At 59.1% G+C, this 11350-nt stretch carries 10 protein-coding genes; 8 read left to right on the top strand and 2 right to left on the bottom strand.

Translation table 11 applies throughout. The features are described from left to right. Window positions 1-12: 12 nt before the first annotated feature. From ACXZ66_RS12000 to ACXZ66_RS11980, 5 genes are all read left to right on the top strand, one after another. A complete protein-coding gene (locus ACXZ66_RS12000; RefSeq protein WP_458749032.1) occupies window positions 13-876 on the top strand; it encodes a PRD domain-containing protein in 864 nt (287 codons plus the stop codon). A 2-nt stretch (window positions 877-878) separates the two neighbouring features. Continuing rightward, window positions 879-2564: a phosphoenolpyruvate--protein phosphotransferase gene (gene ptsP / locus ACXZ66_RS11995; protein ID WP_458749030.1), complete on the top strand. Its 1686-nt coding sequence runs from the start codon at window positions 879-881 to the stop codon at window positions 2562-2564. Window positions 2565-2685: 121 nt separating this feature from the next. Then, window positions 2686-3699 carry an isopenicillin N synthase family dioxygenase gene (locus tag ACXZ66_RS11990; RefSeq protein WP_458749028.1) on the top strand — a complete coding sequence of 338 codons (1014 nt, stop codon included), beginning with the start codon at window positions 2686-2688 and terminating at the stop codon, window positions 3697-3699. Between the two features lie 5 nt (window positions 3700-3704). Continuing rightward, entirely contained in the window at window positions 3705-4514 is an 810-nt protein-coding gene (locus ACXZ66_RS11985; RefSeq protein ID WP_458749026.1) for a MetQ/NlpA family ABC transporter substrate-binding protein, read from the top strand. 180 nt (window positions 4515-4694) lie between these two features. After that, a complete protein-coding gene (locus ACXZ66_RS11980) occupies window positions 4695-7451 on the top strand; it encodes an ATP-dependent Clp protease ATP-binding subunit (protein ID WP_458749024.1) in 2757 nt (918 codons plus the stop codon). Between the two features lie 86 nt (window positions 7452-7537). On the opposite strand, the gene ACXZ66_RS11975 is transcribed toward ACXZ66_RS11980, so the two are convergent. Further along, entirely contained in the window at window positions 7538-8839 is a 1302-nt protein-coding gene (locus ACXZ66_RS11975; protein ID WP_458749022.1) for a lipase family protein, read from the bottom strand. Window positions 8840-8879: 40 nt separating this feature from the next. Here ACXZ66_RS11975 and ACXZ66_RS11970 point away from each other — a divergent pair, with 40 nt between their 5' ends. Next, window positions 8880-9050, top strand: a complete 171-nt coding sequence (locus ACXZ66_RS11970) for a DUF4236 domain-containing protein (RefSeq protein ID WP_458749020.1) — start codon at window positions 8880-8882, stop codon at window positions 9048-9050. A gap of 2 nt (window positions 9051-9052) precedes the next feature. On the opposite strand, the gene ACXZ66_RS11965 is transcribed toward ACXZ66_RS11970, so the two are convergent. Further along, a complete protein-coding gene (locus tag ACXZ66_RS11965; protein WP_458749019.1) occupies window positions 9053-9937 on the bottom strand; it encodes an HhH-GPD family protein in 885 nt (294 codons plus the stop codon). 10 nt (window positions 9938-9947) lie between these two features. Between ACXZ66_RS11965 and ACXZ66_RS11960 the strand changes: the two genes are divergently transcribed. Together ACXZ66_RS11960 and ACXZ66_RS11955 are read left to right on the top strand one after the other, a co-directional pair. Further along, a complete protein-coding gene (locus ACXZ66_RS11960; protein WP_458749017.1) occupies window positions 9948-10562 on the top strand; it encodes a carbonic anhydrase in 615 nt (204 codons plus the stop codon). A 100-nt stretch (window positions 10563-10662) separates the two neighbouring features. After that, on the top strand, window positions 10663-11343 hold the full coding sequence (locus ACXZ66_RS11955) for a hypothetical protein (RefSeq protein WP_458749015.1): 681 nt from the start codon (window positions 10663-10665) through the stop codon (window positions 11341-11343). The last annotated feature ends 7 nt before the right edge of the window (window positions 11344-11350 follow it).

The following is an 11350-nucleotide window of genomic DNA, read 5'->3' as shown; positions in this document are numbered from 1 at the left end:
CGCTAGATAGTGATGCACATCTTGCGAGTTTTCAACAACAACGTCGCTTTGGCGAAGGGCCCAAGCGGCGAAGTTGTTGTGACCGGACGCGGTGTTGGCTTCGGCGCGAAGCAGGGCGATCTGGTCGACGAAACCAAAGTTCACAAGGTGTTTGTCCCATCGGAAGGCCGCGACCCAGACCATTTGGCCATCATGCTCGCCGATATTCCCGGTGACGTGGTGGCGAAGGTCAACGACACCTTCGATGCTATCCACGCGCCGAAGGAATTGCGCGAGAAGATCACGCTAGTCGTCGCCATCGCCGACCACTTAAATAACGCGATCAAGCGAGCCGGCACCGGCGAGGTCATTGTCTATCCACTTGAGGCGGAGGTCGCGCATTTATACCCAGAAGAGCTTTCGCTTGCCGACGATTTCCTGTCCAACTTCAGCGAGCGCGCCGGCGTGGAGCTGCCGAAATCAGAGGCCGTCGCCTTAGCGCTGCACTTCGTCAACGCGGGTTTTAGTACCGGTGACTTGGCGTTTACCTACCGGATGACGGGGTTGATTGAGCAGCTCCTAGCTGTGATCGAAGCTGATCTAGGGACCTCGCTGGGCAACGACATTAGCGTTGCGCGCCTGATTACCCACCTGCGCTACCTGTTTACCCGCATCGCCCGGAATGACCAGCTCACGGGCCAGAAATCTGCCCTGTCGGAGCAAATTCAGGAAAGTTACCCCCAATCGTTTGAGACTGCCAATAAAATAGCTTCGTTAATCGAACTTCGCTTTGACGTTGAACTCAGCAGCGACGAAATTTCATACCTCACCCTGCACGTAGCCAGGCTCGGCGCCAGGCACGACAGCCACACAAGCGTCAGTAGTAACAAGGAGTAAAAATGTCTACCCGTACTCGTATCTTCGGCATCGGCGTATCCACAGGAACCGCCCACGGACCAGCAGTTTTCGTCGTGCCGGCTGCAAGTTTTAATCCCGATGAGTCCTCCAGCACCGATCCTGAGGCAGACGGCCAGCGCGTCCGAGAGGTGCTCCAAGCTGTCTCCGATGGGCTGCGCGACCGCGCCGAGGGGGCCTCGGATTCGGCCAAGGAAATCCTCGAGGCCACCGCAGGACTTGCCACCGACCGCGGCCTGATCCGCGGTATCGACAAGGAGCTGAAGAAGGGCTCCGGCGTGACCCGCGCTGTCCACGATGCCGTGGAAAAGTTCGCCGAGAAGCTGCGCAAGATCGGCGGCTACATGGCCGAGCGCGTCACCGACCTCTACGATATCCGCGACCGCGCGATTTCCCGCCTCCTCGGCCAGCCCGAGCCGGGCCTGCCTGAAATGAGTGAGCCCAGCGTGCTCATCGCAGAGGATCTCGCGCCCGCCGAAACCGCCACGCTTGATCCCGATCAGGTCCGCGGCATCATCACTTCCGCCGGTGGCCCCACCTCACACACCGCTATTCTTGCAGCTCAGCTTGGTATTCCGGCAGTGGTCAAGGCTTCCGAGATCTACGACGTTGTCTCCGAGGGTGACACCGTGGCGCTCGACGGCGGCGCAGGTGAGGTCATTGTCGCACCGCTTGACGACGATCTCACCGAGCTGGCTTCGCGAGCGGCTCGTCGTGAAGCGGCTCTTGCTGGCTCGGAAGGGCGCGGCATGACGCGCGACGGCTACCCAATCAAGCTGCTGGCCAACATTGGCACCGCCGACGACGCACGCAAGGCCGCCGGCTTCGACCTCGAGGGCTCCGGCCTGTTCCGCACTGAGTTCCTCTTCCTGGGTCGCGATGACGCGCCGTCGGTAGAGGAGCAAACGGAGACCTACACCGAGGTGCTCAATGCCTTCGGCGACCGTCGCGTGGTGGTGCGCACCCTGGATGCGGGCGCGGACAAGCCATTGCGTTTCGCGGACTTGGGCGAGGAAGACAACCCAGCGCTTGGCCGTCGTGGCCTGCGCCTTTCCATGGTTCGCGAGGACCTTTTGGATACCCAGCTCCAGGCACTAGCAAACGCCAACGCAGCCACGGAGGCGGACCTTTGGGTCATGGCTCCGATGGTTGCCACTGTGGAGGAAGCGCGTTGGTTTGCTGAGAAGGCCCGTAGCTTTGGTCTCCAGCGCGTTGGCGTGATGGTGGAAACGCCGGCGGCGGCGATCCGCTCTGAGCAGGTGCTTTCCGAGGTGGACTTCGCCTCCATTGGTACCAACGACCTGTCCCAATACACGATGGCGGCCGATCGCATGCAAGGCGAGCTGGCCGATCTGCTCAGCCCATGGCAACCAGCCGTGTTGGAAATGGTCAAGGCCACGTGCGAGGGCGGTGCCAAGGCCGACAAGCACATTGGTGTCTGTGGCGAGGCCGGCGGCGACCCGCTGATGGCGCTGGTCCTGGTTGGCCTCGGCGTGACCTCCCTGTCGATGGCCCCCTCCAAGGTCACTGCCGTTCGCGCCGCGCTGAAGCTGCACGACCACGCGACCTGCCGTGCGATTGCGGCCCAGGCCCTGGCAGCGCCGACTGCGGATAAGGCCCGCGAAGTGGCATTGGCTATGGCTGACCCAATTGTGAAGGACCTGCTCTAGGTTTTGTGGCCAGGTCAGCCCCGCCCCCGCAACGCCTGTGAATTTAAATCGCCTTTTTGAAACTAAGCCGTTTAGAGTTTCTAGACAGCTTAGTCCATTAATTAATGAAAGGCGTTAACCCATGTCTACCCCGTCGCTGCCAATCATTTCTCTGCGCAAGATCGTTGAAGGTCCCAATCGCGAAGAAGAGATCGCCCGTCTCCGCGAAGTGACCCACACAATTGGCTTCTTTTATTTAGCCGACCACGACGTGCCGAAAGCGCAGCAAGATGAGCTATTTGCCACGGTGAAGGAGTTCTTTTCCCTTCCTCAGGAACAGAAGGAAGAAATCTCGAACCTAAAAAATCCGCACTACCGTGGTTACGCAAAGCTTGGCGACGAACGCACCCAGGAAAAGGTCGACTGGCGTGAGCAGATCGACTACGCGGCGGATCGGCCAGTAGAAACCGAAGGCCTCGAAGATCACCCGTGGCGCGTTTTGGAAGGGCCGAACCCGTGGCCATCGGCGCTCCCACAGGTTAAAAATCAGGTGACTGATTGGCAAAACAAGCTCACCGAGATTTCCAACCAGCTGCTGAGCGCTTGGGCGGAGTCGCTGGGGCAGCCCGCAGATTTCTTTGAGCCGGCATTCGAGAAGCCATACCCTCTGCTGAAACTGGTGCATTACCCAGCGCCTTTGAAGCAGGAGTCCGAGCAGGGCGTGGGCGCGCACCACGATGCCGGTGTGCTTACCTTGTTGCTCATCGAGGAAGATTCCACAGGCCTGCAGGTACTCAAGGACAACCAGTGGATCGACGTGGAGCCGTTGCCCAACCACTTCATCGTCAACATCGGTGAGCTGCTCGAAGTGGCCACCGACGGCTATCTTGTAGCTACCAAGCACCGCGTGCTCCCACCGGAGCCAGGCAAGGACCGTTACTCCATCCCGTTCTTCCTCACCCCAAGCCTGGATGCCGCGCTGCCACATGTGGAGCTTCCCGCAGAATTGGCGAAGGAAGCACCGGGCGCTGGCAAGGACCTCGAGGGGCAGGAAATCTACGACGTTTCCGGCCGCAACCTGCTCAAGTCCCGCCTGCGCGCCCACCCGGAAACCACGGAAATTTTCCACGCTGAGCTCGCGGAATCGTTGGTGTAGGGCACATGAGAAAAAAGATCGTATCGACGATTGCAGCCTCCGCACTAGTGGCGTCGCTGCTGACGGGCTGCGGTACTGGGCAAGATAAGCTCAAGGTGCTGGCCACAGCCGTGCCACATGAAGAGATCTTGGCGTGGGTAGATGAGCAACACGACGAGTTCGCCCTGGATATCAAAGTGGTCTCGGGTGGACCAGAAGTAAACATGTCGGTTGCTGACGAAAGTGCCGACTTGAACTTCTTCCAACATTTGCCGTACCTGCGGGACTGGGAATCGTCGTCAAGCGAAAATCTTGTTGATCTTGGGGGCGTTCACATTGAGCCGATGTCGATGTATTCGAACTCGGTGGGTTCGATAGGTGAGCTGGGTGACGGTGCTCGGATTGCGGTGCCGAATAGTTCGAGCAATCTCGCGCGTGCGCTGCTGCTCCTTCAAGATCATGGGCTGTTGAAGTTGGATGGTGAGCTCGATCCTGCGGACGTGTCGAAGATCAATGTTGATTCGATTGTGGAGAATCCGCAGGATATTGAGATTGTGCCGGTAGCAGACGAGATTGTAATTCAGTCGCTGCAAGATACGTCGGTGGCGGGTGTGATTGCGTCGTCGAATTACGCGATGGATATCGGGCTGGATCCGGTGGCGGACGCGGTGATTTCGGAGAGCGCGCAGAATAATCCGTACGCAAATATTGTTGTGGCTAACGAAAAATCAGCACAAGATCCGCAGGTACAAGCGCTAGTGGATGCGCTGTTTTCGGAAGAGACATCCGCGTGGATTACGCAGACCTACGGCTCGGCTGTAATCCCAGTCCATTAGGGGCTGAAAAGAGTCAATTTGGGGCCAATTAAGGGCTGTTCGCTACCGGCGTACATGCCCTTGACCTGCGAAAACACCTGTTTTTAGGGAGGGGTGTTCAAAAAGGTTGAATACGTACCCCCTCGCGCGCGTTATTGTGGGTGACACATTAGGACGAAACTTAGATAAAGGGGTTGCCACATGTTTGAGCGGTTTACTGACCGGGCACGCCGCGTCATTGTCCTTGCCCAAGAAGAAGCAAGGATGCTCAACCACAACTACATCGGGACTGAGCACATCCTGCTCGGTCTGATCCATGAGGGCGAGGGCGTCGCAGCAAAGGCGCTCGAGTCCATGGGTATTAATTTGGAAGATGTCCGCCGTGAGGTCGAGGAAATCATCGGCCACGGCACTCAGCCACACACCGGACACATTCCGTTTACACCACGCGCCAAGAAGGTACTGGAGCTTTCTCTGCGTGAGGGCCTTCAGATGGGCCACAAGTACATCGGCACCGAGTTCCTGTTGCTCGGCCTGATCCGTGAGGGCGAGGGCGTTGCAGCTCAGGTCCTTACCAAGCTCGGCGCTGACTTGCCACGTGTACGTCAGCAGGTTATTCAGTTGCTGTCCGGCTATGAGGGCGGCCAGGGTCAAAACCCTGAGGTCCCAGAGCAGGGTGGTGCACAGGGTGGCCAGCTCGGCGCTGGCCCAACCGCTGGTGCCGGTGCAGGCCCAGCATCTGGTCAAGGTGCCACTCCACGGGGCGGTAACCAGGGCGAGCGTTCCAATTCGCTCGTATTAGATCAGTTCGGTCGCAACCTGACCCAGGCTGCCAAGGAAGGCAAGCTGGATCCTGTTGTTGGGCGCGATAAGGAAATCGAGCGCATCATGCAGGTGCTGTCTCGCCGTACCAAGAACAACCCAGTTCTGATCGGTGAGCCTGGCGTTGGTAAGACTGCAGTTGTTGAGGGCCTGGCTCTTGACATTGTTAACGGCAAGGTTCCAGAGACCCTGAAGGACAAGCAGGTTTACTCGCTTGACCTGGGTTCCCTGGTTGCAGGTTCCCGTTACCGCGGTGACTTCGAGGAGCGCCTGAAGAAGGTTCTTAAGGAGATCAACCAGCGCGGCGACATCATCCTGTTTATCGACGAGATCCACACCCTGGTCGGCGCCGGCGCAGCAGAGGGCGCGATTGACGCTGCCTCCCTGCTGAAGCCAAAGCTGGCTCGTGGTGAGCTCCAGACCATCGGTGCTACCACCTTGGATGAGTACCGGAAGCACATTGAGAAGGATGCGGCTCTTGAGCGTCGTTTCCAGCCTGTGCAGGTCGACGAGCCTTCTGTCGAGGACACGGTGAAGATCCTGAAGGGTCTGCGCGACAAGTACGAGGCGCACCACCGCGTGTCTTACACCGATGATGCACTGGTTGCAGCAGCTAACCTGTCTTCGCGCTACATCAACGACCGTTTCTTGCCAGATAAGGCAGTTGACCTCCTCGACGAGGCAGGTGCGCGCATGCGTATCAAGCGCATGACTGCACCTGAGGGTCTGCGCGAGGTCGACGACCGGATTGCGGATGTTCGCCGCGAGAAGGAAGCAGCGATCGACGCACAGGACTTTGAGAAGGCGGCTGGCCTGCGCGATACCGAGCGCAAGTTGGGCGAAGAGCGTTCCGAGAAGGAAAAGCAGTGGCGCTCCGGTGACCTGGAGGAAATCGCCGAAGTCGGCGAGGACCAGATCGCAGAAGTGCTGGCTAACTGGACCGGTATCCCAGTGTTTAAGCTGACGGAGAAGGAATCCAACCGTCTGCTGGGCATGGAAGAAGAGCTGCACAAGCGCATCATCGGCCAGGACGAAGCAGTCAAGGCAGTTTCGCGTGCGATCCGTCGTACCCGCGCTGGCCTGAAGGATCCGAAGCGCCCATCCGGCTCGTTCATCTTCGCTGGCCCGTCCGGTGTTGGTAAGACTGAGCTGTCCAAGGCTCTGGCAGAGTTCCTCTTCGGTGACGAAGATGCCCTGATCCAGATCGACATGGGTGAGTTCCACGACCGCTTCACCGCCTCGCGCCTGTTCGGTGCTCCTCCGGGATACGTCGGCTACGAAGAGGGTGGCCAGCTGACCGAGAAGGTTCGCCGCAAGCCATTCTCTGTGGTCCTGTTCGACGAGATTGAGAAGGCGCACAAGGAGATCTACAACACCTTGCTGCAGGTGCTCGAAGAGGGCCACCTCACCGACGGCCAGGGCCGCGTGGTGGACTTTAAGAACACCGTCTTGATCTTCACCTCGAACCTGGGTACCTCCGATATTTCGAAGGCTGTGGGCTTGGGCTTCTCCGGCTCCAACGAGACCGATTCGGACGCTCAGTACGAGCGGATGAAGAACAAGGTCAACGACGAGCTGAAGAAGCACTTCCGCCCAGAGTTCCTCAACCGTATCGACGAGATCGTGGTCTTCCACCAGCTCACTCAGGAGCAGATCGTTCAGATGGTCGAGCTGCTTATCGGTCGTGTGTCCAAGGCTCTTGCACAGCAGGACATGGGCATCGAGCTGACCGACAAGGCGAAGAACCTCTTGGCTCAGCGCGGCTTCGATCCAGTGCTTGGTGCACGTCCTCTGCGTCGTACCATCCAACGTGAGATCGAGGACGTTTTGTCCGAGAAGATCCTCTACGGCGAGATCGGTGCCGGCGAGATCATCACCGTCGATGTCGATGGCTGGGACGGCGAGTCCAAGAACACCGACGGTGCAACCTTCACCTTCACTCCTCGTCCGAAGCCACTGCCTGAGGGCACCTTCACCGAGGCAGAGGCTGAGGAGGTTCGCGAGATCGAGGCTCCTATCGAGGTCGGCGCAAAGTCCAGCGAAGGCGGCGATGACTTCGACACCCTCAACGTCGATGTTCCTGACACCTACCCAGGCGAGGACGAAGGTCCTGCCGGTGCCGGTCAAGCACGGTAGCAGGTAGTCGCTTTACGACGAGTCCGCTGCACCCAGAACTTTTCTGGGTGCAGCGGACTTTTGTCTGTTTGCGGTGCCTTCGAAACCTAGAAGGTCCCACACGAGGAAGTCGTTGGGACCCCATTAAAGCGATCTGCCAACCACTGGACTGCTGGCTGGACTTGGCTGAGCATGCCATTGGCGTGGTTGGCCCCGAGCTTTAGCCCCGGAGTAAGGGCGGGCGCACCGTCGTTGAGGTAGGTCACGTCGGCACCGAGGTCGCAGTAATCGAGGGCCATTTGCGTCGTTTGTGGGGAGGGCACGAGATCGTCGCTACCGTCTGTGGCCACAAGAATTGGTGTGGCCGGTGCTCGTTGGCCGAGTTTTTGGGAATTGAGCAGGTCGACGACGCGCTGATCGCGGAAGGCCGCCTCCGGAATTGACTCTCCGGTTGTGGTCAGAGACCTTGAATCGGTGAGCCCCCAACGCAGGGCGGAGTCGCTGAGGCAGGAGTCTCGGTTCGAATCGAGGAACTCTCGTCCGCGTTCGTTGACTACCGCATCGACGGGCTCTTTGAATTCGGGGAAGCGCTCTCCCCAGCCGTGGTAGGCGAAGGCCAACACGGAGACGATGGAGGAGTTGTCCACGCTTTCCATCACGCTCAATAGGTCGGCGGGAGCTGCACCTGAGAAAGTGCCCTGCAAATTGATCTCAGGCGCGTAGGACTGGTGGTGTTCGGCTGCAGCCGCTACCGCGCCCCCTCCTTGCGAGTAACCGAATAGGCCGACCGGGGTGCCCTCAGGTACGACAGCTCGCGCCGCGTCCAAAACAGCGTGGGCTTCTTCTGTGTGCAAGACATAGGTGTGCTCGCCGGGAGTGCCCAGCCCGATGTAGTCGGTGACCACGATGCGCATGCCCAAAAGTGATGCCGCAGAGTAGAAGGGGGATTCGTAGTTGGTGCCTAAAGCTTGGGCCTGTGGGTCGTACTGGCCGATGAAACCCGGTCCTTTCGAGGGCGCGCAAGCATCACCGGCGCCACGGGTGCCGGGGGCGAACACAACAGTTGGGGTTGGTCCTGCACCCTGCCACGGATGAGCCGGTTCGATGGTGAACCCAGAGACCGCGACGGGATCCCCATGAATTGTTGTTGATGAATAGAGGATCTTCTCGGCGTACCCGGGGAAGTCGGGCCCCAATATGTTGAGTAGTTGTGGCGCCGGCTGCGTGCGTATCAGCGAACCCGCCGGTGGCAACCTTTCAGGCGGAGTGTAGAAGGGGTCATCCCAGGTGACAGCGGAATCCGCTTGGCTGGACGTCTGTGCATTGGCAGTGTGAACGCCCACGGTTAAGGCAGTGGCAATGAGTGTGGGGATTAATCCAAGGGAAAGTAGTCGTTTACGAATAGTCATTCGTTTATTCTAATGGCGGAGCTCGCTATAATCCATGGGTATGGGACTGCAATATCGCGATAAGAAGAAAATCGGCAAGAATTCGTGGATCAACATTTCCGGCTCCGGGGTGTCCACTTCCACGAAAATCGGGCCCGTCACACTGAATTCACGCGGTGGCATGTGGGTAAATTTGCCCGGCGGCCTCAACTTCCGCGGCCGCTGGAAGTAGGACTATTTTCCGGGCAGGTGGAAAAGCCCGCGCTCGTTTTGTTCGGCGAGGCCATCGTCGAGAAGCGAATAAAGCGCCCTTGAGCGCTGCGCCGCATCGGGCCACACAACGTCGATCTCGGATTGCGCGACGGGGCGCTCAGCCTCGCGGAGCACTTTCATGATTTTGCCGCGGACCTGGCGGTCGGTGCCCACGAATTTTTGTACCTTCTTTTTGCGCAGCTCGTCGGCGGTTGGCTCGGGGCGACCCTCGATGAGCCAACGGCAGGAATCGGCCACCGGGCACTGATCGCAGCGCGGGCTCGTCGCCGTGCAGATCACCGCCCCAAGCTCCATCAACCCGGCAGAAAAAACGGGGCCCTTGCGCTCGGGGAGCAACGCGGCGACCTGCTCAAGCTCGCGCTTTGACGCAGGTGGCGCAATCGGACGGCCGTCGACCATCCGCGCATACACACGCCGCACATTCGTATCCACCACCGGCACATTCTGCCCGTACGCAAAACACGCTACCGCCCGCGCCGTGTAATCTCCGATGCCCGGCAGGGCGAGGAGTTCGTCGACATCGCGGGGCACTTCGCCGCCATGCTTTGCGACGATTACCTGCGCGCACTCCAGCAAACGCAGCGCACGGCGCGGGTAGCCCAGCGTGCCCCATGCCCGAATCACCTCGTCGGGTGCGGCTTCGGAAAATGCCTGCGGGTCGGGCCAGCGTGCCATCCACTCCTCCCAGATCGGTGCGACACGCGCGACGGGGGTTTGTTGGCTCATGACCTCGGAAAGTAAAACTGCCCAGGCAGACGTCCCGGCTGCGCGCCAGGGGAGCGGGCGCGCGCTAATTTCGAACCATTTGGTGATGGTGTGTGTTGGGAATCCGTCGGTCAGTGTCATAATAAATGTTATGCCTCATAATAAGACGCCTCAGCAAATTTGGGATTCCCTGAAAGAGGGAAACAAACGCTTTTCAGGCGAAGCCGCTGAGCATCCGCATTCCTCGGTGAAGCGACTCAAAGAACTGCAAGGTGGCCAAGAGCCGATCGCCGTGATCTTGTCCTGTTCTGATTCGCGTGCACCTGTGGAGTACATTTTCGACACGGGTTTCGGGGACCTGTTTGTGGTGCGAACAGCAGGCGAGACCGTCGCACCAGCAGTTTTCGGCTCGATTGAGTTTGCGGTGAAGAACCTGAATGTGGGTCTCATTGTGGTGCTCGGCCACGAATCTTGTGGTGCAGTCAGCGCGGCGATCAAAGCGGTTGACCACGCCGAGGTACCGGTGGATTCTCAGCGCGTGTTGGTGGAGAAGATCATCCCATCGGTGTTGCAATCCCGCGTGAAGGGCGGCACCACCGCTGAGGAGGTGGAGGCGGAACACGCTTTGATCACTGCAGATCAGATCATTCACCGCCTTTCTGTGGTGAACGATCGCCTCAAGGAAGGCAAGATCGGTGTGGTGGCTGCCCACTATCGTCTTTCTGATGGCCATGTGAATGATGTTCGCACCTGGGGTGTGGCTTAACTCCGGTCTAAATTGGCCCGGATAATTTTGCCCGGATTAAAGGGACACGCCGCGAGGTGAATACGCGGCTTTACCTGCACTGCGAATTACAGTTGAGGTTGTGACGCAATCACCTCAACGACATCACCGACTTCCGCAGAAGTACTACATTCGCCGCCGTGTAGCTGCTCTGCTGATTATCCTTGTCGTTGTTGCCCTGATCATCTGGGGCCTCGTGGCGTGGGGTCGCTCATCGCAGGATCAAACGAACCAAGCTGCTAGCGAGGCAACGTCAACGGCACCCGAGACTCCAACTTCGGCACCAGAGACTACGCAGCCATCGTCTTCGGAAGCACCGACCCCGACTTCGTCTGCGGAAACCTCCACCACCGATACGGCTGCCAAGGGAACCTGCGATATCAAGGACCTGCGCATTACCGCGTCAACGGACAAACCTTCCTATAAGGCCAACGAGCAGCCCACGATGTACATGAAGGTTGAAAACCCGACCGATTCCGATTGCAAGATCACACTTGCCGACGACACACTGCGCTTCGAGGTGTACGCCCTAGATTCGAACCGACGCGTGTGGGCGGATACGGATTGCTACGCCTCTGTCATTTCCGGTGAGGAAGTCTTCCCAGCCAACGGCGCGCGTAACTTCCAGGCGGTCTGGTCTCGTGCCGGATCCGCGCCGGGCCAGTGCAGCGACCGGACCCCAGTACCTGAAGGTTCTTACTTCCTGCACGGAGTGATTGGCAATAACGCCTCCGACGCGGCTCCGTTCAACCTGGCTACCTAGTCTGGCA

This window comes from Corynebacterium sp. S7 (assembly GCF_054401105.1).
This window is presented reverse-complemented; position numbering and strand designations above follow the sequence as displayed.

Bases quoted from the DNA above. Each gene is read 5' to 3' on its own strand.
- ACXZ66_RS11960 (WP_458749017.1), top strand. From the start codon at position 9,948: ATGCCTCATAATAAGACGCCTCAGCAAATTTGGGATTCCCTGAAAGAG.
- ACXZ66_RS11980 (WP_458749024.1), top strand. From the start codon at position 4,695: ATGTTTGAGCGGTTTACTGACCGGGCACGCCGCGTCATTGTCCTTGCC.
- ACXZ66_RS12000 (WP_458749032.1), top strand. From the start codon at position 13: ATGCACATCTTGCGAGTTTTCAACAACAACGTCGCTTTGGCGAAGGGC.
- ACXZ66_RS11985 (WP_458749026.1), top strand. From the start codon at position 3,705: ATGAGAAAAAAGATCGTATCGACGATTGCAGCCTCCGCACTAGTGGCG.
- ACXZ66_RS11965 (WP_458749019.1), bottom strand. From the start codon at position 9,937: ATGACACTGACCGACGGATTCCCAACACACACCATCACCAAATGGTTC.
- ACXZ66_RS11975 (WP_458749022.1), bottom strand. From the start codon at position 8,839: ATGACTATTCGTAAACGACTACTTTCCCTTGGATTAATCCCCACACTC.
- ACXZ66_RS11970 (WP_458749020.1), top strand. From the start codon at position 8,880: ATGGGACTGCAATATCGCGATAAGAAGAAAATCGGCAAGAATTCGTGG.
- ACXZ66_RS11990 (WP_458749028.1), top strand. From the start codon at position 2,686: ATGTCTACCCCGTCGCTGCCAATCATTTCTCTGCGCAAGATCGTTGAA.
- ptsP (WP_458749030.1), top strand. From the start codon at position 879: ATGTCTACCCGTACTCGTATCTTCGGCATCGGCGTATCCACAGGAACC.